Source organism: Marinomonas sp. BSi20584, assembly GCF_002792415.1.
Lineage (GTDB): Bacteria > Pseudomonadota > Gammaproteobacteria > Pseudomonadales > Marinomonadaceae > Marinomonas > Marinomonas polaris.
The window spans coordinates 1-26,121 of record NZ_KZ454869.1 but is presented as its reverse complement, the minus strand read 5'-3'; the positions used below and the strand labels follow the sequence as shown (position 1 = coordinate 26,121).

23 protein-coding genes are annotated in these 26,121 nt (G+C 41.8%); 10 read left to right on the top strand and 13 right to left on the bottom strand.

Annotation, left to right across the window (positions count from 1 at the left end; all coding sequences use genetic code 11):
• Nucleotides 1-26: 26 nt before the first annotated feature.
• Together TY87_RS01695 and dinG are read right to left on the bottom strand one after the other, a co-directional pair.
• Complete coding sequence (locus tag TY87_RS01695; protein WP_072839137.1) at nucleotides 27-1,388, bottom strand: DEAD/DEAH box helicase; 1,362 nt, start codon at nucleotides 1,386-1,388, stop codon at nucleotides 27-29.
• A 108-nt stretch (nucleotides 1,389-1,496) separates the two neighbouring features.
• The gene (gene dinG, locus TY87_RS01690; RefSeq protein ID WP_100185763.1) at nucleotides 1,497-3,620 is read right to left on the bottom strand and encodes an ATP-dependent DNA helicase DinG; all 2,124 of its coding nucleotides are present in this window, start codon (nucleotides 3,618-3,620) and stop codon (nucleotides 1,497-1,499) included.
• A 69-nt stretch (nucleotides 3,621-3,689) separates the two neighbouring features.
• On the opposite strand from dinG, the gene lexA reads away from it, so the two are divergent.
• Complete coding sequence (lexA, locus tag TY87_RS01685; RefSeq protein WP_072839139.1) at nucleotides 3,690-4,313, top strand: transcriptional repressor LexA; 624 nt, start codon at nucleotides 3,690-3,692, stop codon at nucleotides 4,311-4,313.
• Between the two features lie 95 nt (nucleotides 4,314-4,408).
• On the opposite strand, the gene TY87_RS01680 is transcribed toward lexA, so the two are convergent.
• The 3 genes from TY87_RS01680 to topA are packed head-to-tail and all read right to left on the bottom strand — an operon-like array spanning nucleotide 4,409 to nucleotide 7,772.
• A complete protein-coding gene (locus TY87_RS01680; RefSeq protein ID WP_072839140.1) occupies nucleotides 4,409-4,675 on the bottom strand; it encodes a hypothetical protein in 267 nt (88 codons plus the stop codon).
• Between the two features lie 2 nt (nucleotides 4,676-4,677).
• On the bottom strand, nucleotides 4,678-5,148 hold the full coding sequence (locus tag TY87_RS01675) for a DUF6586 family protein (protein ID WP_072839141.1): 471 nt from the start codon (nucleotides 5,146-5,148) through the stop codon (nucleotides 4,678-4,680).
• Complete coding sequence (gene topA, locus TY87_RS01670; protein WP_100185762.1) at nucleotides 5,145-7,772, bottom strand: type I DNA topoisomerase; 2,628 nt, start codon at nucleotides 7,770-7,772, stop codon at nucleotides 5,145-5,147. Before topA ends, TY87_RS01675 begins: the two co-directional genes overlap by 4 nt.
• A gap of 190 nt (nucleotides 7,773-7,962) precedes the next feature.
• On the opposite strand from topA, the gene TY87_RS01665 reads away from it, so the two are divergent.
• Entirely contained in the window at nucleotides 7,963-8,715 is a 753-nt protein-coding gene (locus TY87_RS01665; protein ID WP_072839143.1) for a DNA topoisomerase I, read from the top strand.
• Nucleotides 8,716-8,755: 40 nt separating this feature from the next.
• Here TY87_RS01665 and TY87_RS01660 read toward each other — a convergent pair whose 3' ends face one another.
• Nucleotides 8,756-9,244 (bottom strand): hypothetical protein, encoded by a 489-nt coding sequence (locus TY87_RS01660; protein ID WP_100185761.1) that lies wholly within the window; start codon nucleotides 9,242-9,244, stop codon nucleotides 8,756-8,758.
• Nucleotides 9,245-9,307: 63 nt separating this feature from the next.
• Here TY87_RS01660 and TY87_RS01655 point away from each other — a divergent pair, with 63 nt between their 5' ends.
• Nucleotides 9,308-9,748 (top strand): universal stress protein, encoded by a 441-nt coding sequence (locus TY87_RS01655; protein WP_072839145.1) that lies wholly within the window; start codon nucleotides 9,308-9,310, stop codon nucleotides 9,746-9,748.
• A gap of 68 nt (nucleotides 9,749-9,816) precedes the next feature.
• On the opposite strand, the gene cysS is transcribed toward TY87_RS01655, so the two are convergent.
• The 5 genes from cysS to TY87_RS01630 form a co-directional block, all read right to left on the bottom strand.
• Nucleotides 9,817-11,199, bottom strand: coding sequence for a cysteine--tRNA ligase (gene cysS, locus TY87_RS01650; RefSeq protein WP_072839146.1), 1,383 nt, complete (start codon nucleotides 11,197-11,199; stop codon nucleotides 9,817-9,819).
• Nucleotides 11,200-11,203: 4 nt separating this feature from the next.
• Nucleotides 11,204-12,877 (bottom strand): glutamine--tRNA ligase/YqeY domain fusion protein, encoded by a 1,674-nt coding sequence (locus TY87_RS01645; RefSeq protein WP_100185760.1) that lies wholly within the window; start codon nucleotides 12,875-12,877, stop codon nucleotides 11,204-11,206.
• Between the two features lie 123 nt (nucleotides 12,878-13,000).
• Entirely contained in the window at nucleotides 13,001-13,330 is a 330-nt protein-coding gene (locus TY87_RS01640) for an AzlD domain-containing protein (protein ID WP_100185759.1), read from the bottom strand.
• The gene (locus TY87_RS01635) at nucleotides 13,327-14,061 is read right to left on the bottom strand and encodes an AzlC family ABC transporter permease (protein WP_100185758.1); all 735 of its coding nucleotides are present in this window, start codon (nucleotides 14,059-14,061) and stop codon (nucleotides 13,327-13,329) included. The genes TY87_RS01640 and TY87_RS01635 overlap by 4 nt, the downstream gene beginning before the upstream one ends.
• Nucleotides 14,058-15,041, bottom strand: a complete 984-nt coding sequence (locus TY87_RS01630; protein ID WP_100185757.1) for a bifunctional helix-turn-helix transcriptional regulator/GNAT family N-acetyltransferase — start codon at nucleotides 15,039-15,041, stop codon at nucleotides 14,058-14,060. The genes TY87_RS01635 and TY87_RS01630 overlap by 4 nt, the downstream gene beginning before the upstream one ends.
• A 230-nt stretch (nucleotides 15,042-15,271) precedes the next feature.
• Between TY87_RS01630 and queC the strand changes: the two genes are divergently transcribed.
• The 5 genes from queC (at nucleotide 15,272) to TY87_RS01605 (ending at nucleotide 19,753) form a co-directional block, all read left to right on the top strand.
• A complete protein-coding gene (gene queC, locus TY87_RS01625) occupies nucleotides 15,272-15,931 on the top strand; it encodes a 7-cyano-7-deazaguanine synthase QueC (protein WP_100185756.1) in 660 nt (219 codons plus the stop codon).
• Between the two features lie 157 nt (nucleotides 15,932-16,088).
• Nucleotides 16,089-16,739, top strand: coding sequence for a 7-carboxy-7-deazaguanine synthase (gene queE, locus TY87_RS01620; RefSeq protein WP_100185755.1), 651 nt, complete (start codon nucleotides 16,089-16,091; stop codon nucleotides 16,737-16,739).
• Between the two features lie 59 nt (nucleotides 16,740-16,798).
• Complete coding sequence (locus TY87_RS01615; protein ID WP_072839153.1) at nucleotides 16,799-17,302, top strand: peptidylprolyl isomerase; 504 nt, start codon at nucleotides 16,799-16,801, stop codon at nucleotides 17,300-17,302.
• Nucleotides 17,302-18,084, top strand: a complete 783-nt coding sequence (locus tag TY87_RS01610) for a UDP-2,3-diacylglucosamine diphosphatase (RefSeq protein WP_100185754.1) — start codon at nucleotides 17,302-17,304, stop codon at nucleotides 18,082-18,084. Before TY87_RS01615 ends, TY87_RS01610 begins: the two co-directional genes overlap by 1 nt.
• Nucleotides 18,085-18,352: 268 nt before the next feature.
• Nucleotides 18,353-19,753, top strand: coding sequence for a sodium-dependent transporter (locus TY87_RS01605; RefSeq protein ID WP_100185753.1), 1,401 nt, complete (start codon nucleotides 18,353-18,355; stop codon nucleotides 19,751-19,753).
• A gap of 128 nt (nucleotides 19,754-19,881) precedes the next feature.
• Here the strand turns inward: TY87_RS01605 and TY87_RS01600 are convergent, their stop codons facing one another.
• Both TY87_RS01600 and TY87_RS01595 read right to left on the bottom strand, forming a co-directional pair.
• Nucleotides 19,882-20,211, bottom strand: a complete 330-nt coding sequence (locus TY87_RS01600) for a hypothetical protein (protein WP_232617038.1) — start codon at nucleotides 20,209-20,211, stop codon at nucleotides 19,882-19,884.
• A 95-nt stretch (nucleotides 20,212-20,306) separates the two neighbouring features.
• A complete protein-coding gene (locus TY87_RS01595) occupies nucleotides 20,307-20,918 on the bottom strand; it encodes a MiaE family protein (RefSeq protein ID WP_100185751.1) in 612 nt (203 codons plus the stop codon).
• A gap of 88 nt (nucleotides 20,919-21,006) precedes the next feature.
• Between TY87_RS01595 and TY87_RS01590 the strand changes: the two genes are divergently transcribed.
• Both TY87_RS01590 and TY87_RS01585 read left to right on the top strand, forming a co-directional pair.
• Nucleotides 21,007-22,764 (top strand): formylglycine-generating enzyme family protein, encoded by a 1,758-nt coding sequence (locus tag TY87_RS01590; protein WP_100185750.1) that lies wholly within the window; start codon nucleotides 21,007-21,009, stop codon nucleotides 22,762-22,764.
• Between the two features lie 400 nt (nucleotides 22,765-23,164).
• Nucleotides 23,165-25,966 (top strand): bifunctional aconitate hydratase 2/2-methylisocitrate dehydratase, encoded by a 2,802-nt coding sequence (locus TY87_RS01585; protein WP_100185749.1) that lies wholly within the window; start codon nucleotides 23,165-23,167, stop codon nucleotides 25,964-25,966.
• The last annotated feature ends 155 nt before the right edge of the window (nucleotides 25,967-26,121 follow it).

Genomic DNA, 26,121 nt, shown 5'->3' with positions numbered 1-26,121 from the left:
TATCTCACTTAAAAACTAAGCGATATTTATAGAGATGTATCAACCATGTACTCACAGCGGATGCTCTCACCAACGACCCTTTCGATCTCAGGAATCATAAAAGCATCATCTTCACTGGCAAAACTCACAGATTTACCGGTTTCACCACCACGACCAGTTCGGCCGATACGATGTACATAATCTTCAGGATCTTCTGGTAACGAATAGTTTACAACTAACTCTACGTTATCCACGTGAATACCACGACCAGCAACATCTGTTGCCACAAGCACTTGGATGATGCCTTCTTTGAAGTTCGCCAGGGTTTTTACACGTTTATCTTGCGCAACTTCGCCTGATAATATCGCGCAATTAATATTAGCTTTGCGTAAGCGCTCATAAAGGTCGCGTGTTTCATCACGACGGTTAGCAAAAATAATAGTTCGTTGACCGCCATTTTTTTCGATCAATTGCTGTAAAACAGGCCATTTTTGATCCGCTTCAACAGTATAAATCACTTGATCAATATTTTGATTTGTCGCTTCTTTTGGAACAACAGATACTTCTTTAGGGAAGTAAGTCCACTGCTGTGCCAGCGCTTGAATATCTTTCGGGAAGGTCGCACTAAACAGCATGGTTTGTCTTGCTTCTTTATGCGGCGTCATGCGAATAATACTTTTCACATCAGGGATAAAACCCATAGACAACATGCGGTCAGCTTCATCTAACACCAAGCATTCCACTTTACCCAATTGCACTTTGCGGCTACGAGCAAAATCCAACAAACGACCAGGCGTGGCAACCAAAATATCAACATTTTCAGTTTCTAGTGCGATCTTTTGTTTTTCATAACTCAAGCCACCCACCAAAGTTACGACGTTCAAATGACAATTCGTTGTCAGTTTTACAGCTTCATCAGCTATTTGTATCGCCAATTCACGAGTTGGTGCGATAATCAAACCTCGCGCAAAATTATTCGCTCTTTTTTCTTCAAGAGGGTAATCAAGAAAGTCACTGATCATCGCGATGAGGAAAGCAGCTGTTTTACCAGTACCTGTTTGTGCTTGACCAATAATGTCATAACCCAACAAAGTCATTGGTAAGGTTTCAGCTTGGATTTCACTACAATATTCAAAACCCATTTCAGCAATAGACTTAATGACGCGATCAGGAAGATTTAAATCATGGAAGCGCATCTTGCCTTCAACTTCAGCAACCGGAAAATCTTCTATGGACCAAATTTTAGAGTTCGCATTCCCTGCAGGTTTTGTTTCATTGCTTGATTGCGGTGCATCCGCTTGGACGCTTGCAGGGCTATCATCGTTACTTCTTGGACCCTTATTTGGGCGACGTGTACGTTTTGGTTTTGCTGTGGTTTCTGATGGTGCTTCTTGAGTTTGGTTTTCCATATTGGAATCTATACGCTTCTATTGTGTTTTGAGGTTAATAATCTGTGCAAGGAGTGTACCTAATTGGTAAAGCTTTATCACCCCTTGCTTACGCTTTGTTGAAGCAAGCTACTGATACTTATACGGTGGTAAGCTATTAATTAATTGCTTACCATAACGTTTAGTTCTCAGACGCTTGTCTAAAATATGTATTTCACCTGAGTCTTTTTCGCTTCTTAATAGTCGCCCTGTTGCCTGCACTAAGCGCAAAGAAGCATCTGGTATGGTAATTTCCATAAAGGGGTTGCCACCACGTTTTTGAATCCATTCTGCTAGCGTTGCTTCGACTGGATCATCTGGCACCGCAAAAGGAATTTTAGCAATGTACACACAGGTTAAATAATCACCTGGTAAATCTACACCTTCGGCAAAGCTGGCTAAGCCAAGCAATAAACTGCCTTTCCCTTCATCAATGCGAGATTTATGCGAATCCAAAATAACGCGCTTAGATTGCTCACCTTGCATCAAAAGTATTTCTTGTAATCCTGCAGACACAGACTGAGCCACTTCCTCCATCTGACGACGGGAAGAAAACAACACTAAACTGCCCTTTTCTGTGTTCACATGCTTATCTAAATAAGCAACAATTTCGGCGGTATGTTGCTCAACTCTATTTGGCTCATGCTCCATATCTGGAACGACCAAAAGCCCATTTTCTTGGAAATTAAATGGGCTAATAACGCGCAAATACTCACTCTCACGAGGAACGCCTGATCGCATATTAAAACGATGAAATTGATTAAGCGCCGTTAACGTAGCTGATGTCACTACCGCACCGAAACATTTATCCCACAACTGCTGCTTTAATGTGTTTGCGGCAAGAATCGGAGAACCGCCCAGTTCAATATCTTGCTCCATCCCTTGACCAGATAAAACTAGCCAGCGTGCATTAGGCGGATAGTTTTGATCATCAACTGTAGAATACAAACGCCAAAGCCCAATACATTGCTCTAAGCGACCAAGAATGACACCTAAAATAGGCTGCCAAGTTTCTGCAGTTTCAGGTGTTACACCCATCCCTTCATTTTGTTTAGTCTTTTTACATTCGTCTTGGATGCTTTCAATGTTGTTAAACAACTTTTGATAAGACGTCTGTAAACTGTATGCCAGCTGGCGTAATTCATCTGGAATTTGGCCAAACTCGAAACGGTGCTGATTATTTTCTTGATCCAACCCCAAACCCTGAATATAAGGCGCTAACCCCTGCTGGGCATATTGGATAAAGTTCACAATACTTTGTATTTGCTGTGGGATTTTTAGTAGCAGCTGACCTGTTACACTGACATCGTCTGTTAACTCTTGCTTCAAGTTAACCAGATTTTTTTCTAATTGGCGTAACCAAGTAATACTTTGCTGCAAACGAACTTCATGACGAAAGTGCCCTATCGCTTTATCAGGAAGATGATGACCCTCATCAAAAACATAGATGGTTTCTTTTGGCGGGGTAAGAATCGCGCCACCACCCAATGACAAATCGGCCAATACCAAATCATGGTTGGCAACAATCACATCAGCCACTTCGATTTCAGCACGCGCTTTAAAAAACGGGCAGGCGGAATAATTAGCACAATTACGGTTAGTGCATTGCTGATGATCTGTGGTTAAGCGACGCCAATCTTGATCACGAACAATACCAGCCCAATTGTCTTTATCACCATCCCAGTCACCTTTTTGCAAAGCAGCATCCATCTCTTGATAAAGAACAGTATTAATATCATCGGAATGAAGGTGCTGCTCGAAAAGTCCAGCGAACATATCGTCCATTGCTTGCTCTTCTGAGCTCAAGAAGCCCTCAAGATTATTCAAGCACAAATAACGTCCTCGCCCTTTAGCAAGCGTGTACTTAAAAGTCAGCTCCGTATGTTCAAGCAAATCAGGCAACTCTTTATGCAAAATCTGCTCTTGAAGCGCAACCGTAGCAGTAGAAATAATTAATTTAAGACCACGAGCTTTCGCGATAGGAATAGCCGCAAGGCAATATGACAAAGTTTTACCCGTGCCTGTTCCTGCCTCAATTACGGCAACATGCTTTTCTTCAAGGCGCTCGCCTTCCGAGTCTTGTTTAATGTTACCCAAAGTTCGAGCGATCGCACCAATCATCTGGCGCTGTCCAGCCCTTGGTTTATGGGACTTCGCATCCAAAGATGCTCGGTATGCAAGTTGAATCTGTTTTTTTAGTTCGTCTGAAAGCATTTATATCATTGAGTATAGTTAGGAATGCTGTATATAATAACAGTAACTGTATAAACAACCAGATAACCTATGATTAAATTAACCAAAAGACAATCTGACGTACTAGAAACCATTCGCGAATTTATTAGTGAAACAGGTTTTCCACCAACCAGAGCAGAAATAGCACGCCGGCTTGGGTTTAAATCTCCTAACGCTGCTGAAGAGCACCTAAAAGCCTTGAGTAAAAAAGGTGCAATAGAGATGCTTTCTGGCGCGTCAAGGGGAATACGCTTAGTTGATCGTGCATCAAATGATGACCCCACAAACAACCTTGGCTTACCTGTCATAGGCAAAGTTGCTGCAGGTTACCCTATTTTAGCCCAAGAAAACATTGCTTCTCATGTAAACATCCCAGCAAATATGTTCTCCCCACAAGCCGATTATTTCTTATCTGTCTCAGGTACCAGCATGAAAGACATCGGAATAATGGAAGGCGACTTATTAGCAGTGCATAAAACAACTACTGTGCGTAACGGCCAAATTGTCGTTGCTCGCATTGGTGACGAAGTAACAGTTAAACGTTTCGAACAAAAAGGCAGTATTGTTCGACTTATTCCTGAGAACGAAGAGTTCAATGACATCATTGTCGACCTTGAAAGCGAAGAGTTCGCCATTGAAGGCTTATCAGTTGGTGTGATTCGCCAAGGACTTTAAGTAGCCGCTACCTCATCAACACCATACCAATAAAAAAGCGAAGCATATGCTTCGCTTTTTTATGTAAACCTACGCCTCACACCAACAACACAGACTTAATGCAGAATCTTAGGACGAAAATCTTCGTCATCAAGATATTCCGAATCTTCGTCAAAAAACGAATCATCTGAATAAACAAAATCAATTCCTGCATGGAACATGCATTTTGCCAATTCAAAATAACGATCCTTTAAATAAGATCGAGTATCATCTGATATCTGCAATGTTGCTAGTGGAACGGTTTCCTCACCATCTTCACTGGCTGGACGCAGCACAATATCGCCATTATCCAGCTCAACAATTTCTAGGTAGGATTCTTTCATATTCAATACTCTGATGACTCTTCTCTAAAACGTAACACCAATTCGACCAACTTGGCCAAATAAAAACTCACGGACGCGCCAGCGTCACTTCCACGGCCAATTAGACTATCACTTTGCACTACTGACGACATAGAGGTACGACATTCAAACTGAACCAAATATGCCTGGTTCAATTGAAAGCACCAAGAATCAGTACGTGACAACAAATCAGCGAGCTCCGCCAGCACAGGAACAACAATCTGCTTATCTTCTGACTCAGCTAATAGTTTAGCAACATCCAGAGATCCAGATAACGAATACGCTGCATTCACTTCTTTTAGCAGACCATTAAGAGCACTTCTTAACTGAAAAATAGCCGAGCTTTCCAGCCCGACCCTTAGCCACGCTTCATCACTATCTTGGCTCTGCTTAATAAAGCGTCTTGCCGTGTCTAGTTTTTGATTGGTTAAGCTAGCTAAACTGGCACCACTCATTTTTTCTTACCTTCCTCAATCACCCATTTAGAGCCGACATAAAATGCTTTCCAGCCTGTTGGCTTACCTTCCTCTTCCGTCATGACATATTGCTCTTTCGTCTTGCGGCTATATCGAATAATGGCTGGGCGACCTTCAGAATCTTTTTTAGGCGCTTTTGCAAAAAAGTGATATTTAGGATCTATTTGATCCATATATGGAAGCAATTCTTCAACCAATGGGGCACGAGTTTCACGCTTGCGTGGGAACTGACTTGCCGCCAAGAACAAGCCCGTTGCACCGTCACGAAGCACATAATGATCTTCTACTTTTTGACAAGCAAGATCTGGCATTGGCACTGGATCCATCTTTGGTGGCGCAGCTTCACCACTCTTCAATAACTTACGAGTGTTTTTGCATTCATCATTAGTACAGCCAAAGTATTTACCAAAACGACCGGTTTTAAGCTGCATCTCTGATCCGCACTTATCGCATTCAAGTGTCGGGCCATCATAGCCTTTAATTTTAAAGACTCCAGTTTCCACTTCGTAACCAGAACAAGCCGGATTGTTACCACAAACATGAAGCTTGCGATGCTCATCCATCAAATAACTGTCCATGGCCGATCCACAAATCTTGCAGCGATGCTTATTGATAAGCGCTTTAGATTCACCCTCTTCATCATCTACAGCAATGGCTTCGTCGCCACGAATAAGATTAATAGTCGCTTTGCAGCGCTCTTTGGGAGGCAAAGCATATCCAGAACAAGACATAAATACGCCTGTGCTGGCAGTACGGATCTGCATCGGGCGAGAACAAGTCGGACACTCAATATCGGTCGGTGTTGGCTCATTCAGCATCATACCGCCATCTGGCGACTCTGCCTTAGCTAACACCGAGCTAAAATCTTTATAAAACGCATTAAGCGTTTTAATCCAATCTTTATTACCTTGTGCAATTTCGTCTAGCTGTTCTTCCATTTGGGCCGTAAAACTGAAATTCATCAAAGAATTAAAGCTATCAACCAAACGTTCAGTAACGATATCACCCATTTTTTCCGCGTAAAAACGACGGTTTTCAACACGTACATACCCACGATCTTGAATCGTAGAAATGATAGATGCGTAAGTTGATGGACGACCGATTCCACGCTTCTCAAGCTCTTTAACCAAACTTGCTTCGCTAAAACGCGCAACAGGTTTAGTAAAATGTTGCTCAGGCAATAATTCTTTAAGAGCCAAATATTCACCCTGACCTACGTCAGGCAAAATATTATCTTCGCCTTTTTTAGCAACCGTCTGCATAGCACGAGTATAACCATCAAAGCGCAAAATACGCCCTTTAGCTTTAAACTCGTATTCACCACTAGTAACAGTTATGGTCGTTGACGTGTATTCTGCTGGCGTCATTTGACACGCCATGAATTGGCTGCGAATCAAATCATACAAACGATGTGCATCTTTCTCCATGCCGAGCAAGTCATCAACACGTACGGTAACATCAGAAGGTCGAATCGCTTCATGCGCCTCTTGAGCACCTTCTTTACTGCTGTAACGTATCGGATCAGCAGGCAAATAAGCCTCGCCAAAGCTGGAAAGAATATACCCTCTTAACGCCTCAACCGCGTCAACACTCAAATTGGTCGAGTCAGTACGCATGTAAGTGATATAACCGCCTTCATACAAGCGCTGTGCTAGCATCATGGTCTTCTTAACACCATAGCCTAAACGAGTACTTGCCGCCTGCTGTAACGTAGAAGTGATGAACGGCGCAGATGGCTTGCTGCTTGTCGGCTTATCTTCTCGACTACTAACAAGGTATTTCGCATCATTTAAGCGAGCAACATGCTCATCAGATTGCGCCTTGTTAACTGGACGATATTCTTTGTCTTGGTATTTTGCAGCCTCGAATTTAATGACTTCTTTCGATGGCGTCGCAAGCATTGCATCTAATTCCCAGAACTCATCAGGAATGAAAGCACGGATTTCTTTTTCACGTTCAACGATTAAGCGAACTGCAACGGACTGAACTCGCCCAGCAGATAAACCTCTCGCTACTTTTGACCAAAGCAAAGGTGACACCATAAAGCCAACTACTCGGTCCAAGAAACGACGAGCTTGTTGAGCGTTTACACGATCCATGTCTAATTCAGATGGCGTGTCAAACGCAGCTTTAATGGCTTTTTTTGTAATCTCGTTAAATACCACACGCTTATAGCGACTATCATCACCACCAATAGCTTCACGAAGATGCCAAGCGATTGCTTCTCCCTCTCTATCCAAATCGGTTGCGAGATAGATGGTGTCAGCATTTTTTGCCAAACGTTTTAGTTCATCGACAACTTTTTCTTTACCTGGCAGAATTTCATAGTGAGCTTTCCAGTTGCTCTCTGGATCAACCCCCATTCTAGAAATCAACTGCTGACGTGATTTGCTACTTTTATACTCAAGTTTTTCTTCCGGACTCATTTTACGCGTCAAAGCAGCCTGCTTTGCACGCTCTTGAGGCGTAGAGGTGGCAGTTGTACCTGAAGGCAGGTCACGTATGTGCCCGACACTAGATTTGACAATAAAGTCGTTGCCCAGGTATTTGTTGATGGTTTTCGCCTTAGCAGGCGATTCCACGATAACCAGTGATTTTCCCATTGAACTGTGTAAGCCTTTTAATAAAGTAGGTCTGCAAATCCACGTTGCACGAAGTTTAATCTCTAGGGGCGCTGATATTAAGCAAACACCTTTTATATGACAAGCGATCCCTGTATTGTTTCACACATTATATCTTGCTGAACTTAGTATTTCTTATTTAACATACTGAATTCGTTGCTTAAGGACAATCATGGCTACCCTCCAAATATTAACAATTGCATTTTTGATCATTATTGTACTTTTATCTGTGGTCATTGGATCAAGAGCACATCAAAAAGAAAAAGAAATCACTCAAAGACGTGTAAAACAATTGCAACTGTCAAATCGCGCGGATCGTGTCGAACAACATATCCGCGGTTTAAAAGATATTAATACCGATACCATTGCCACCGATGTGCTTTATGATTTCTATCTAGACACACTTCGAGAGCTTCTGCAATATTCCGATGATCCCGAAAAGATTGAAGTTCGCATTGCAACCGCCGAAGAAGGCAGGAATAACGACCCCGTTCCATTCAATCCAGAACCTGAACCTTTTAGCTTCCAAGAAAAAAGCAACTACAAAGAGCGCCTTACTAAACTTGCTAAAATGTTGCTTTATTTACGCCGAAAAGGACGTATTAGTAATACGCATTATCAAGCCTGCTACGAATATCTGCGCTGGCTTAACTTGTGGATTCAATTAAATCGCCAAATGGTTCAAGCAAATAAAAACTTTGCTGGTGGAGACATGCGCGTAGCACAAACTCTTTATGGGGTAATTTTGTCGCACATTAAATCCGATGCCACAGAGCGCCCAGAAAAAAACACCCTCAAAAACTTCGTAACAGATCGAATGAAACAGATACTGTCACCTAAAATTGAAGCGATGAAAGCCAGTGATAACCCAGAAGAAGTATTGAGTGAACTCCTTCACAACCTAGAAATACCTAAGAATTCTTAATTCAATATTATTAACACCATAATAAGCGTCACTCTTATTTCTAATTAGGGACGCTTTTTACTTCAGCCAATGAAAACACCAGTGTAGCCAACTCATCCAAAACCGACTCATCACCAGCCTCATCCCAATACAATGACACACACTCAGGTGTGATTTTTACCCCTACAAGCAATGCTCCGTATTTTTCTAATGCTTTTTGGGCATCAGCAGCCAGTGCAAATAAGTCACTAGACCACCACCCACTAAGCAGGGCATTATATTTCCATACTTCATAAGGTAGCAGCCAAATACAATCAGGCAATGAAGTTACAGGTTTCAGCCGATAAAAAGAATAGGCAATCGTTTTTTGCCTATTCATTGATTTATCCCACTTGTCAGGAAGGTCAATTGATGTAAGCTGAACAGTAAGACCAAGTTTTCGAGCATGCATGCGTAAAGCCATGCGTTGACGCTCTTTTTTAGGAGGCATAATCCATAACGCCGACCCCATTAATGATAGTGTAATAAAAATAACAATAAGAGCGGTCATATTTTAATGTCTCTCTAGTTTTAAACTAAAATAAATTAATCGAGCCAAATTTGGAGGTGTTCTATGATGTATAGCAGAATTTTACTCGCTGTTGACCTAACTGATGAAAGTATTAAAGTAGCTAATAAAGCCGTCGCGCTATGCAAAGCAACGGGTGCGGAACTTACCATACTCCATGTTATTGAATCACTCAATTACGCCTATGGTGGTGATGTACCAATCGATATCACAGATATTCAAGCACAATTACAAGAAACTGCTAAAGAGCGCATTGCCATCCTTGAAGCCCAATTGGACGTTCCAGTTCAAGAAAGCTGTATTTCACAAGGCGGCATAGAAAGCGAAATACACCGTATTGCTGAAGAAAAACGAGTCGATCTTATTGTTGTAGGAAGTCATGGTCGTCATGGTCTTGCTCTATTATTAGGATCCACAGCAAATGGCGTTCTTCATGGCGCACCATGTGACGTATTAGCAGTTAAAGTGGTAAAAGACAAAGACTAGCAACAATTAGTCATATAATAAAAAGGCGATGGATTACATCGCCTTTTTATTATTCTCAATTTACTACTTTAACTTCTGGTCCAAGTCGTCCCTTCTCGACTATCAAGAAGTTCAATTCCTTGACTAGCCAGTTCATCACGAATTTCATCGCTACGAGCAAAGTTTTTGTCTTTCCGAGCTTGAGTTCTTTCGTCGATCAAAGCCTGTATTGCCACCTCATCTAATCCTTCAGACACAGTGCTGTTTTGCAAAAAGTACTCTGGATCTTGATACAACAACCCAAGCAATTCTGCCAAAGAGCGTAACTCCGCAGCCAGCACCAAGGCCTTATCTGCATCTTCTGTTTTTGCTTTATTTAGCTCACGAACTAGCTCAAACAACACAGAAACAGCGACTGCAGTGTTAAAGTCATCCTTCATGGCCTCTTCAAAGCGCTCAGTAAAGACGGTTGGCTCGAATGACTCAGCAACCTGCTGTTGACGTAAAGCAGTGTAAAGGCGCTCTAAAGCAACCTTAGCCTCTAGCAAACTTTGATCTGAGTAATCAATCGCACTGCGATATTGGCTTGAAACCATCAGGTAGCGAACCACCTCAGGATTAAACTTGGCCAATACATCGCGCACGGTGAAAAAATTACCCAAAGACTTGGACATTTTTTCGTTGTTAACACGAACTGCACCACAGTGCATCCAATAGTTCACATAGTCTTTGCCTGTCGCCGCCTCTGATTGAGCAATTTCGTTTTCGTGATGAGGGAACTTAAGATCAGGCCCACCACCATGAATATCAAAATGACTACCAAGACAATTAGTCGACATAGCAGAACATTCAATATGCCAACCAGGACGACCATCACCCCAAGGAGAAGACCAAGACACTTCGCCAGCTTTCGCTTGTTTCCACAAAACGAAATCCGCTGGATGCTCTTTTGCCACCTCAACATCAATACGCGCACCAGCCAACATATCTTCAAGCTTACGGTTATTTAATTTGCCGTAATCTTTGAATTTAGTGGCTCGATAATAAACGTCGCCAGAAGTGCCCTGATAAGCAAAACCTTTATCAATAAGGATTTGCACCATATCGATAATTTCTTGCATAAACTCAGTCGCCTTTGGCTCACGATCTGGCATTTTATTGCCAAGACGCAGTTCATCTTCGCGCTGCGCAGCAATCATGCGCTCAGTCAACGACTGAGTTGATTCGTTATTTTCTTCTGCACGCTTAATAATTTTGTCGTCAACATCAGTAATATTGCGAACGTAATTCAGCTCATAGCCAAGATGACGAATAAAACGCGAAATAATATCAAAGGAGATCATCGCGCGAGCATGACCAATGTGACAGAAGTCGTATACCGTGTTACCACAGACATACATCCCCACTTTGCCCTCTTCAATTGGTTTGAAAATTTCTTTCTTCCCGCTTAGGGTGTTGTAAATCTTCAACATGCGCTTAATTTCCTTTTGCTTCGATTTTCGCCCAAGAGTCACGTAATGTCACAGTACGGTTAAATACCATACCGTCTTCTTTCAGATCGCGACAAAAATACCCTTCACGCTCAAACTGGAAGCCTTGACCTTTGTCAGACGTCAACAAAGATGGCTCAACTTTAGCATTTGTTAATACCGTCAAAGACTCTGGATTAATAAAGTCTAAGAAGTTCTTATCTTCATAATTTGCATCAGGTGCTTCGTTTACGAATAAGCGATCATAAAGATTAACTGTTGCATCTACTGCATGTTTTGCGCTCACCCAATGAATCACACCTTTTGGTTTGTAATCTTCAGGATTCACACCAAGAGTGTTTTCATCATAGCGACAAAGTAGTTCAACCACTTCGCCCGCTTCGTTTTTGATCGCTTCATCACAAGTAATGACGTAACCGCCACGAAGACGAACAGCACCATCCAGTGTCAAACGTTTCCATTTACGAGGTGGCACTTCAGCAAAATCAGCAGCGTCTATGTATAGATCTTTGCTAAACGGCACTTCGCGAGTACCCGCTTCTTCGCTTTTCGGGTGATTACCTACGGTGAAGATTTCTTCTTTGTCTGCTGGATAGTTGGTCAAGGTCACCTTAATTGGATTTAAAACGACCATGACTCGATTTGCGCTCGCATCCAGATCTTCACGAATAGCATGTTCGAGCATGCCAACATCTACAACGCTGTCAGACTTGGTCACACCAATGCGCTCACAGAAGTTGCGGATAGACAGCGACGTATAACCACGACGGCGCAAACCAGAAATCGTTGGCATACGAGGATCATCCCAACCATGAACATGTTTTTCGTCTACCAGTAACTTCAACTTACGTTTGCTTGTTACCGTGTAGTTCAAATTCAAACGCGCAAATTCAATTTGCTGCGGATGTGCCGTATCTAATGTCTCTAGAACCCAATCGTACAATGGACGATGGTCTTGGAATTCAAGCGTACATACAGAATGCGTAATATTTTCTAATGCATCGGACAAGCAATGAGTAAAGTCGTACATGGGGTAGACACACCATTTGTCACCCGTTTGGTGATGGTGTACATGACGAACTCGATAAATGATCGGATCACGCATATTGATGTTTGGGCTTGCCATATCTATCTTGGCACGCAAAACAACTTCGCCGTCTTTATACTTACCGTTTTTCATGTCCATAAAGATGGCCATATTTTCTTCAACGGTACGATCACGGAATGGGCTGTTTTTACCTGGCTCTTTTAAGGTGCCACGGTATTCGCGCATTTGCTCAGCATTAAGCTCACAAGCATAAGCTTTGCCTGCTTGAATAAGCTGCACAGCAAAATCAAATAACTGATCAAAATAGTCTGAAGCAAACTTAGGTTCGCCTTTCCATTCAAAACCAAGCCACTCAACATCGCGTTTAATAGATTCAATGTATTCAACACTTTCCTTCTCTGGGTTAGTGTCATCGAAACGTAGATTACATTGACCATTGTAACGCTGCGCTAAGCCAAAATTAAGGCAAATAGATTTAGCATGGCCAATGTGTAAGTAGCCATTTGGTTCAGGTGGAAAGCGAGTAAGAACCTTACCGCCATGCTTGCCTGATTCGTTATCTTTATCAATGATTTGGGTAATGAAATTACTTGGTTTAGACGTTTCTGACATGTTTGATGTAAGTCCCGATAAGTGTTGGTCTAACAATATTGTTACTTCGACCGACAAGTATATAGTATTTAGGTTTGCATGGGATATTGAGCAGAAAATCTTTTCTGCCTTTTTCTCTTTTTTTTATAAAGAAAATCCGTATTTCGCCGCAAAGAAAACCAAAACGCCCACTAAAATAGTCAGCAGCTGTTGCTGACGCCAAATACCCACAACAAAAGCCGCCAACGCACCAAGTAACCAAGGATTAGATGACGAGAAATCCACGTGCTGATTCGGCATCAAAATCATCGGCGTAATGATTGCAGTCAAAACCGCAACTGGAACAAACTTTAACGCTTTTTCAATAAAAGCAGGCATAACAACTTTGTCCGCTCGCGCGAACAGAACAAACCGCACACCAAAAGTAACAACAAACATACCCAGAATTATGAGAGACCCTTGCCATAAAGTCATTTGCTCACCTCTTGCATATTCTCATTTGAGTCCGAAATTGTTTTATTAGTAGAATCCACCACATACCCCATCACCACACCAATTACTGCAGAGACCAACAATCCTAAATTATTTGGCAGACCAGATAATATGATTGAAGATGCACCTGCACTTAATAAACACAACCAAAATGCTTTATGTTTTAAATATGGCGTAATGATTCCAACAAAGGTCGCTACCATAGCAAATTCCAGTCCCCATTCGCTCATACCGGGAATTAGCTCTCCAGACAACACACCTAAAATGGTAGTCACATTCCACATTACATAAAACGAGAGAAAAGAACCTAGATAGACCTTGTGTCCATTTTTTTCATCGGCCGCTCCCACTTCATACATTGGACGAACGGCAGCATAAGTTTCATCAATCAACCCAAAGCCCATAATAATTCGCATTGGCATTGGTAGATGCTTCACAAATTTGACCAAATCCGCGGCGTATAAAAGATGACGAAGATTAACAATAAAGGTGGTCGAAATAATTACCCATAAAGGAGCGTGTAGTGCTATTAATCCAAGTGCAACAAATTGCGCTGAGCCCGCAAAAACAAAAGCTGACATAGCCACAGCAAACCAAGGACTCAACCCATAACTCGACGCTAACGAACCAAAAAGCAAACCAAAAGGAATACCGCCAATAATCATAGGTATGGAGGCTACAGCACCTCGTCGCATATGTTGCATTGTATTCATGAAGGATCTCGATGCATTTTTAATATTAATGATTTTTCCATATAGACATCCGCTCTTGCGTACAAAGAAGGATTGGGAAATGGCTTCTCAACAAAACCATTTTTATCATAGAGACGCCTTGCCAATTTTAGGCACGACGCTGTCTCTAGCGACAACACAGAAAAGCCGCCTTGAGTAGCAAAATCAATAGCAGTAGACAGCAAACGTTGAGCAATTCCTTTTCCTTGAGCGTGCTCAGCAACTGACAATTTAAATACTTCACCTCTTTTATTATCCAAAGCACTGTCTTTCAGAGGAGCAAAAGCAATGGTTCCAACGACAGAATCTACCGATTTTGTTTTGCGAATCGCCACCCAAACCACACCGCCTTTTTCAATAACTTCTTCTTGCGGATTACTCAACACGATCCGATCTTTCTCTGCAATCTGTTCTGGAAAATATCGCTCAAGCCAAGCCATATTTAGATCATAAAACGCTTTATCATGCTGACTTTCTAGCGATACAATTTGAATAGATTCTAAGCGGTCTAGCACTTTATCCGCTAAGCTTCCGCCTAAAACCTGCGATTCCAAATAAGACAGGCCGTTCATAAAATTATCACTAGAAAAAGCCGTCATTTTTTCAAGGATGATTTTCATTTCATGTAAGACGGGCTCCACACGAAGCATAGCACTTAAACCAAACTCAGAAAGGCGTAAGGAAGATCTTCGCTGATCTTGCTCATCCACTGTTTTCTCTAACAGCGCTTCTTTGATCATCTTAGTAGTTTGCTTGCTCACCGCAGGGTGACTTAGATGCAAACGGTCAGCAATTTCCATCACAGATAAACTTCCCGTTTTCTGCAACAACCTAAGAATAGGAAAATAGGTTGCCGAAATAGGTATATCGCACTGGGAATAAATTTCTTGCACTTGAATAAACAAATGATCACTTAATCGCTTTAATCGACTGCCAAGTGTTAGTACTCCGAACTGTTCCATGAAGTTTCCAGCATATAAAATTTTTACAATAGAGTAAGGTCGACCAAAAAATAGGTAACCAGTTACGGATATAAAAATATCGCAAAGTTCTAATCGTTACAAGCACAACTTCCTCTTAGATTTCTAGTTTGAGTTATTGGCTGTCTGCTATACTCCGCGTTTTATAAACTCTGGCCTTGTTACTGTCATTTTTGCAGTACCAAATAAGGCTTATTTTGAGGAACCAAAAGATGTCTGAAAAAGCTGTCGTTGTGTATTCAGGAGGAATGGATTCTTTTACCGTTCTGAATACGGCAATTCAAAACGGACTAGATGTTTATGCTTTATCTTTTAACTACGGACAAAAGCACAGCAAAGAATTAGAGGTCGCCGCACAGGTATGTCGTGAATTAGGCGTTTCTCATAAAATTATTGATATCACCGCAATTAATAGTTTAATGGCAAACTCATCGCTAACTGGCGATACTGAAATTCCAGAAGGCCATTATGAAGACGACAACATGAAGTCTACCGTAGTACCAAATCGCAACATGGTTTTGCTTTCAATGGCAATTGCTTATGCTGTTTCGTTAGAAGCTGGCAAAGTCTATTACGGTGCTCATTCTGGCGATCATCATATTTACCCTGATTGCCGTCCAGAGTTTGTGGAAGCCATGAACGCGGTATCTAAAATTGCCAACTACCAGTCTGTAGAAATCGTCACTCCGTTTTTACATTCTTCAAAGGGCGAAATTTTAAAAACCGGATTGAAAATGGATCTCGACTATGCCAACACATGGACTTGTTACAATGGCCGTGAAAAATCTTGTGGTAAATGTGGTGCCTGCTACGAACGCCTAGAAGCGTTTGCTGAACAAGGTAAAACAGATCCATTGGATTATGAAGTTTAACCACCGAGTTAAACAAATTACTTATTCTGATTTTAGTGTGTTTGTTTTAGTGCTGATTGGTTTTTGTTCCACAAATGTCCAATTTTAGTCATTAAATTATCAACTAAAGTTATAACCCTTACCTCGACTGTTTTCGAGATGTAATAGGTGTAACCAAATGTATTCTATTAAAGAAGCCTTTTATTCATTACAAGGCGAAGGCGCTCATGCTGGTCGCCCTGCTCTATTTTGCCGTTTTACCGGCTGCAATTTGTGGTCTGGTTCAGAAAAAACGCGCGCCACATCTGAATGCCAATTTTGTGATACTGATTTTATCGGAACAAATGGGCAACATGGCGGAAAATTTAAAACCGCCGAACAATTACGCACCCATATAGATGTGCTTTGGCCTGGCGGTCAAGGACATAAATACGTTGTTTTTACTGGCGGCGAACCCGCTCTTCAGCTAGACGATGAGCTCATCGTTGAAATGAAACAGCATGGATATACCATCGCGATTGAAACGAATGGAACAATGGCATTACCCGATGGGATTGATTGGATATGTGTTAGCCCTAAAACAGCTAAACCTTTGGTTGTAACCAAAGGAGACGAACTCAAGTTGGTTTATCCGCAGTCACATATATCCCCAGATTACTTTGAAACACTGGATTTTTCACATTTTTATTTACAGCCCATGGATCAAAGCCACCTAACAACGGATCAAATCCCACTCATTGATACGCAACAAGCCACTTTACACTATTGTTTATCGCATCCGCGGTGGCGTCTTAGCTTACAAACACATAAAATGCTCAATATCGATTAAGCATTGAATACGATTTACTTATTACCACATTGTTATATTAACCATACAAGGAATCTTAAATGATCATTCTACATACAAACCACGGTGACATTCACGTTGAACTAGATTACGAAAAAGCGCCAAAATCTGCGAAAAACTTCGAAGACTATGTAACCTCAGGTTTTTACGATGGTGTTATTTTCCACCGTGTAATTAATGGCTTCATGGTTCAAGGCGGCGGTTTTGAACCAGGCATGACACAAAAAGAATCACGTACAGCGATTGAAAATGAAGCGGACAATGGCCTAAAAAATGAAATCGGCACATTGGCGATGGCTCGCACCATGGACCCACATTCAGCTTCTGCGCAGTTTTTCATCAACGTTGCAGACAACAGCTTCTTAAATCACCGCAGCAAAACTCCAGATGGTTGGGGTTACGCAGTATTTGGTAAAGTTACTGCAGGTATGGACGTAGTAAACAAAATCAAAGAAGTGAAAACAACAATGAAGTCTGGACACCAAGATGTTCCTGCAGAAGACGTTATCATTGAAAGCGCTGAATTAGTAAAAAGCGAAGGCTAATGATTCGTTATTTTATTTCAGATTTACATCTAAGTGATAAACGCCCGGATCTTATCCGAGCGTTTATACGAATGAGCAAAGAACTTATTTCACGCGATGAAAAGGCCGAACTCTATATTTTAGGTGACTTCTACGAAGCTTGGATCGGTGACGATTATCAGGCAGATTGGAATACTCAAATAGAAAATGCCTTGGCAGAAATATCTCAGTCAGGAATCGCTTTGTATTTTTTGCATGGCAACCGAGATTTCTTGATTGGTAGCGATTGGATTAACCGTGTAGGTGCTAAACTCATTCATGAGCAAACCAAATTACCTCTTGAAAGTTGTACTGTACTACTAACACATGGTGACGAATACTGCATAGAAGATACTGAGTATCAAGCGTTCAGAAAAACGGTACGTTCTAGCGCATGGCAAGAACACATTCTCGCTATGCCACTTGAGCAACGTATCTCGCTAGCAGCTCAACTTCGCAATGACAGTAAATCCATGGCGACAGAAAAATCCATGGCAATCATGGATGTCACGCCATCAGCTGTTGAAGACTCTTTGTCTCAACATAACTGCAAAAGCGTGATTCATGGTCACACGCATAGACCAGACGTTCATAAAGGTGATCTCTATTTGCGCTGCGTATTAGGCGATTGGGATACCTTTGTCTGGCTAGCAAGCATTAAGGACGGTATTTATTCTCAATCAAAATCATTGGTAGAGGATTTTAACGAAAATGGGCTTGCTGGACTGCAAGAAGTTCATCGTAAAACTTTACTTATTTGTTAGCACTCTGCATCAAAACTACGCTTCACCTCTGGTTAGCACAGGCTGAAGCGTTTTCTCCCCACAAACTATAGCGTGAAATAATCAACAACCCACCTATTGCGATACAAAAACAATCCTATCGGACTTGACCGTGTATCAAAAAATAGAGAGTATTCTGCCTTACTATATTCTTTTTCGTGATCCGAAAGAGCGGTCTGGTAACTAATTCGTACGCCCAACTTACCATGTTGAGCACTACCATAAAAATAAATAAAAAGGTACAACCTTCATGTCTGATAACTATTCCTCGGCTGGATATTCTGGCTCTACTAAATCGTCACCTACTCGTGTTCAATGGTCAACTCGAATGGCATTCATTCTTGCTGCCGTCGGTTCAGCTGTTGGCTTAGGCAACATATGGAAATTTCCTTACATAACCGGCGAGCATGGTGGTGGTGCATTCGTACTAGTTTATCTAGGCTGTATTCTGATAATTGGCATCCCCGTTATGATGGCTGAAATCGCTTTAGGCCGACGCGGTCGACACAACCCAGCCCAAGGTATTGCTACATTAGCACGAGAAGCGGGTGCGCATCCTTTCTGGAAAATCATCGGGGTCATGGCATTGTTGTGTGGCTTTATGATCCTTATGTTTTATACGGTTGTGGCTGGCTGGGCATTCGCGTACGTCCCGAAAGCAGCTTCCGGAAGCTTTGTCGGAGAAAATGGAGACACGATTGGCTCCATGTTTGGCGGCATGTTGGCGGACCCTATTGCTCTAACCATCTGGATGACTGTTGTTTTGGGCTTAACTATGGGCATTGTTTTACGCGGCCTACATGGTGGACTTGAAAAAGCAATTAATTTATTAATGCCGGGCTTGCTAATTTTGTTACTGATTCTAGTAGGGTACGCAATGACCAGCGGACACTTTATGGAAGGTGTTAGCTTTTTGTTCAAAGCAGATTTTAGCAAAATGACTGGGACAGGGTTCTTAGTCGCGCTCGGTCACGCCTTTTTCACTCTAAGTCTAGCGTCAGGCGCCATTATGACTTACGGCTCATACCTACCTGAAAATGTCTCGATTGGCAAAACTACCATGATAATAGCGATCATGGACACGGTTGTTGCACTGGCTGCAGGTCTCGCCATCTTCCCACTTGTCTTTGCAAATGGTTTGGAACCGGGTGCTGGACCGGGACTGATCTTCGTAACCCTACCTATTGCCTTTGGTCAAATGCCTTTTGGCAGTACATTTGGCACTTTGTTTTTCTTATTGCTAGCGGTTGCGGCTTTGACATCAGCTATCTCAATGCTTGAGCCAACTATTTCTTGGCTAACCGAAAAATTTAAAATGACACGTTTTAAAGCTTGCATGTTAGCAGGTTCATTGCTTTGGCTTGGTGGCTTAGGTGTCGTGGTCTCTCTCAATATCGGCTCCGAATGGACACTATTCGGGAAAACATTCTTTGACATGCTTGATTATCTAACCTCCAGCTGGCTTATGCCCCTTGGTGGCTTATTGATGGCTATTTTTAGTGGCTGGATATTGAAGAAAACAGTCATGCAAGATGAGCTAGGCTTAAGCTCTACCATCATGCATCAACTCTGGTTATTTACCATGCGCTACATTACGCCATTGGCTATTATTATTGTATTCCTAAACGTATTAGGTATTGTTAATTTCTAAGGTTGCCAAAAAAATTAAGCCCAAGACCGAATTGCCTGTTGGTCTTGGGCTTATTTGATTATGCTAAGATGTAAATTTACTGCTTTAAATGATTTGTCTATCATAAATCAAAATCCCCCTAGTTTATGTTACCGCGGCTTCTGACTCCCCCTCGATAACAACTCCCTCACCCAAACCGTCTCATCTGCATTTCTAGACCTAGAAAATTCTATATTACGGTTATGCAGCATGGCCACAGCACGAAAAAAGGCGTTATTTACAATTACTGGACTTAATTGAATACCATAGGCTTGCCACCAATGTTGTTGCACTTTGCAAGTAAGTAGTTGGTACAAAAAATCTAGCTCCAGAGAGCCTTTATACATCACGTCTAAGTCCACCACAGGGTCTACTTTCGCAATTTCCAGTGCAAGCCAATACGTGACATCTGGCAGGGTTTCGCTCTTATGTATGCCCATTATATTCTCCAGAAGATCTGACTGATAATATGAGTGTAGCATCCTGCCTAAAAGTCACCATTAAGATGCGTAAGTAGATTGTGGCATTTTGTAACTTACATCAGGCTTGGTGGCCCACTGTGCATACGGAACTCTTCATCAGGTTCAGTAATAAGCTTTTCTTCTAAATCACGGAAAAAAGCCACGCGATCGTCAATTGGTTCGTTTGAATATTCTTTTGCAAGCTCAAGGTAATCTTCAAAATGTCTTGCTTCTGATTTTAGTAATGAAATATAGAACTTCGACAACTCATCATCTAGATGCGGAGCTAAGGCAGCAAAACGCTCACAAGAACGTGCCTCAACAAAAGCGCCAATAATCATGGTATCAACTAAACGCGCAGGTTCATGGGTTCGAATATGTTTTCGTAGACCATCAGCATAGCGTGAAGCCGACAAATGATCGTAGGCGACGCCACGTTTTCGCATGATTTTATGAACTTGCTCGAAATGCAATAGCTCTTCACGAGCCAAGCGAGACATTTTATGAAGCAAATTATCACGATCAACATAGCGATACATTAGACTCATAGCCGTTGAAGCTGCTTTTTTTTCACAGTGAGCATGATCATTTAATAGCAGAGTTTGATTCTCAAGAGCCCAATTTACCCATGCCTCAGGAGATTTACAGGGAAGAAATTCAACAAGCTCTGGGTACGCTGATAACATTACTCTACCTTTTTATGTTAAAAAACGTGATTATACCCTGTATTAAGCACTTAGGCAGCAACGTCTTGATTTGGATATCAAATTCGTAATGAATGATTTTTATGATCCTACAAAACTAAAAATTGGCCAACATGTTGGCGTCGAGCTAGATCCGTATGTTTTAAATTACCCTATGGATAGCCATAAAACCACTTGGGTTGCAGATCAAGGTGGACGCCCTTTTGTCCTGCGCTTCTTTCAATCCAACAAAGGCAAGGTTGAAGACTTCTTACAAAACTCTAGGAAATACGCCAGTGTAAAACACCCTGCCATCACTCCAAATTACCCTCCGTTTTATTCTAATTTGTGGGTGTTTTCATGCTCTGCTGTCTGTGGTGGCGAAAACCTCTACAGCTTTTTAGGTAAATACCCAGACGGAGCGCCTCTTAATGTCGTCATTAGTTTATTCGACAACATCGCCAAAGCATTGGATCAAGTTCACCGAAACGGCCTCTTCCATGGCCATTTGGATTTAAATTCGATTCATGTGGTTAATGGCCTAGGCTTAATGACAGGATTTGGTTCTCATAACTGGATGAAGCGAATTGAAAGCAGCGAAATGGATGTACGCTTCTTCCCTCCTGAGTATCTAAAAAAAGACCAACAACGCACAGCGGCTTCGGATAGCTTTGCTTTTATGCGACTCTTAATGGCGGCGTTATTGGGAGAATCTATCCTTGATAAAGATTTCACTACAAGCCTTCCAGACACCCACCCTAATTTAAGCGATTCTACATGGGGCCGTTTACTAAAATGGAGTCGTGAAAGCGAACGCCATCGTCCCAAATCGTTAACTGAAGTAATTCGAATCATTCGAGCCAATCTTTATAAACCAGAAGTTAGCGATAGTTCAGCAACAAAACGAGCTGTTAAACGCTATATTCGCACTTTATCTCCCATCACTATTGGTGCTGGCGTTTTTGTTACCACAAGTCTTATTGCTGCGATTGTCTTATGGCCTGATACGCCACCGCCTGAAAAGGTTGTTATCACACCCAAAGCAGTGCAGCCAGAAGTCGTAATAGAAACGCCATTCGAAGCCTTGCCACAAATCCTAGAAGAACCACTTATATCAGGAGGAACAGCGCCAAGAATTGAAAAAATCCCTCCTGCTACCTTTATAATGGGTGATCAAAGCAAAATGGGTGATGATAATGAAAAGCCAGCTCATGAAGTTGATATTCCAAACGGTTTTTACATCAGTAAATATGAAGTTACTTTTGACCAGTACGACAAATTTGCAAGAGCTACTAGCCGAGAGCTCCCTCCTGATAATGGCTGGGGGCGAGGAAAGCGACCAGTTATAAATGTTAGCTGGTACGACGCAAAAGCCTATACCGCGTGGATTTCTAGCGAAACAAATGCAGAGTACCGCTTGCCTACAGAAATTGAGTGGGAATACTCCGCCAGAGCAGATTCAAATACTGCTTTTTGGTATGGCGACAATGTTAAGCAAGGTTATAGCGTTTGTGATAGCTGTGGAAGTCAATGGGATGGCATATCTTCAGCGCCAGTTGGCAGTCAAGCAAGTAATCCGCTAGGCTTATTTGATATGCACGGTAATGTCGCAGAATGGGTAGAAGACTGCTATCACGATACTTATGATGGAGCGCCAACTAATAACCAAGTTTGGTTGGCAAATCAGTGCGACAACAGAGTACTTCGAGGTGGATCTTGGTTTGATATCCCAAGAGTTGGTCGTAGCTCTACTCGTTACAGGGCTCAACCTGATTTAAAAGCCAGTAATTGGGGTTTTAGGGTAGTGAGGATTATTCAGCAATCTGATGACTTACCTAAATCAGAATAATTCCGCTAAATGTCACCTATTCGAAATTGTTATGGCGCATAGTAAGTCTTGAGCACTTTTTTTCTATAAAATAAGCGCATCAAAAAATGATAAGAGTGTCGATTGACTTGATTTTGCTTTAAATCAAGCCAATGTTTTTAACGTTACGATCAGTAAAGTCGAAAATGAAAACTAAGGGGAATCAATATGCTAGAAACATATTGTAGACAGGTCGGAAGACTTGTACTTGGGTTAATTCCTGCATCTACCCCTTGATGCAAAAACGATCTGTATAGAAACCGCTAGTCAAGGGAATGAAGAAATAAGGTTAAATGCACTATTTTCTTTAGAGCAAATATAGTTAACCTAAATTCCATTATTAGCACATAACATTATCGTAAATTATTATTCAGAGGTGCAAATGAGCTTATATTTAGAGTACTTACAAGAAATAGAGAATCGTAAAAGCCAAGGATTGCATCCTAAACCAATTGATGGCGGCGATTTATTATCTGAAATCATCGCTCAAATCAAAGATTCTGAGCATGAACACCGTAAAGAATCTCTAGACTTTTTCATCTACAATACTTTGCCTGGCACAACAAGCGCTGCGATAGTTAAAGCAGAATTTTTGAAAGAAATCATCCTAGGCGAAAGCAGTGTAAAAGAAATTTCACCTGAGTTTGCTCTAGAATTACTTTCTCACATGAAAGGCGGCCCATCAGTTGAAGTGTTGATTGACCTTGCATTGTCTGATGATACAGCTATTGCGGCTCCTGCTGCTGAAGTGTTAAAAACTCAAGTATTCTTATATGAAGCGGATATGGAACGCCTAGAATCAGCTTATAAAGCAGGCAACTCCATTGCTAAAGACATTCTAGAGAGCTATGCCAAAGCAGAGTTCTTCACTAAACTGCCTGACATCAGCGAAAAAATTGAAGTTGTAACTTACATTGCAGCTGAAGGCGATATCTCAACAGATTTACTATCTCCAGGTAACCAAGCTCATTCTCGTTCAGACCGTGAACTGCATGGTAAGTGCATGATCACACCTGAAGCTCAGCAAGAAATCAAAGAATTACAAATCAAACACCCAACGGCGAAAGTTATGCTTATCGCTGAGAAAGGCACAATGGGTGTTGGTTCTTCACGTATGTCTGGTGTAAATAACGTCGCACTTTGGGCTGGTCAACAAGCAAGCCCATACATTCCATTCGTTAACTTTGCTCCAGTTGTTGCTGGCACCAACGGTATCTCCCCTATTTTCATGACAACTGTGGGTGTTACTGGCGGTATTGGTCTAGACCTGAAAAACTGGGTTAAGAAAGTAGATGCCAATGGCAAACCAGTTCTTGATGCCAATGGTGACACGATTCTTGAACAAGCCTACTCAGTAGAAACAGGCACAGTTCTAACAATCAATACTAAAGAAAAGAAACTTTACAACGGTGATAAAGAGTTGGTTGATGTTTCTTCCGCTTTCACTCCTCAACAAGTTGAGTTTATGAAAGCAGGCAGCTCCTACGCTGTTGTTTTTGGTAAAAAATTACAAACATTTGCAGCAGAAACTTTAGGCATCCCAACACCAACTGTTTACGCTCCAGCACAAGAAATTTCAAACGATGATCAAGGCCTAACGGCTGTTGAGAAAATTTTCAACAAAAACGCAGTAGGTGTTAAATCTAAAAAAGCACTTCACGCTGGCTCTGATGTTCGCGTAAAAGTAAACATTGTTGGGTCACAAGATACTACTGGCTTAATGACAGCTCAAGAATTGGAGTCTATGGCTGCCACTGTTATTTCTCCAAGCGTTGATGGTGCTTATCAATCTGGCTGTCACACTGCGTCCGTTTGGGACTCTAAAGCCCAAGCTAACATTCCAAAACTTATGTCTTTCATGAACAAGTTTGGATTGATAACTGGCCGTGACCCTAAAGGCGTTTATCCTCCAATGACAGACGTTATTCATAAAGTATTGAATGACATTACTGTTGATGACACAGCAATTATCATTGGTGGTGACTCTCATACTCGTATGTCTAAAGGCGTTGCTTTTGGTGCCGATTCAGGAACAGTTGCATTAGCTCTTGCTACAGGTGAAGCAACTATGCCAATCCCTGAGTCTGTAAAAGTAACCTTTAAAGGTGAAATGAAGAGCTACATGGATTTCCGTGACGTTGTACACGCTACCCAAGCTCAGATGCTTAAACAGTTTGGCGGCGAAAACGTATTCCAAGGTCGTGTAATCGAAGTGCACATCGGCACACTTATGGCTGACCAAGCTTTTACCTTCACTGACTGGACTGCTGAGATGAAAGCTAAAGCTTCCATCTGTATTTCTCAAGATAAGACTCTTATCCAGTCCCTTGAATTAGCTAAAAAACGCATCCAGATCATGATAGACAAAGGCATGGAGAATGAAGCACAAACTCTACATGGCCTTATCAAGCTTGCAGACAAGCGTATTGCTGGTATCACTTCAGGTGAACAACCTGCACTAGTTCCAGACAACAATGCTCATTACTATGCTGATGTCGTTGTTGACCTTGACGAAATCGTTGAACCAATGATTGCCGACCCAGATGTCAACAATGATGACGTGTCTAAACGTTACACTCACGATGTGATTCGCCAAGTTTCTTTCTATAAAGACAAGCCTGTTGATCTAGGTTTTGTTGGCTCTTGCATGGTTCACAAAGGCGATATGCAAATCATCGCCCAAATGTTGCGTAACCTTGAAAAACAAAACGGTAGCGTATCATTCAAAGTTCCATTAGTTGTTGCGCCACCAACGTATAACATCGTTGATGAGTTAAAAGCTGAGGGTGATTGGGATATTCTGAAAAAATATGCTGGCTTCGAATTTGATGATGCTAAGCCAAAAGGCGAAGCACGCACTAAATACGAAAACATCATGTACTTAGAACGCCCTGGTTGTAACCTATGCATGGGTAACCAAGAAAAAGCAGAGCCAGGTGATACGGTTATTGCCACCTCTACTCGATTATTCCAAGGCCGTGTTGTAGCAGACTCTAAAGAGAAGAAAGGTGAGTCTTTGCTTGGTTCTACTCCAGTAGTCGTGCTTTCTACAATATTGGGACGTTTCCCAACATTGGAAGAATACAAAGCAGCTGTGGATGGCATTACTCTAACGGACTTCGCTCCACCACTAGATGCAATGACAATGGCTCCAGTAGAGTTTATTCCTGTAAACAACATCTAAACTCTACTGTAAGATCATATTGTTAATATAATGCAATGCCAGTGTTAACCTTCAAAAAGCCTTACAGGCAATATGTGGAGGTTGCACTGGCATTTTTTATTGGCCTTAAACGATAAAGCCCGTAACTGAACTGACCCCATAAAGTTGGACTCTAT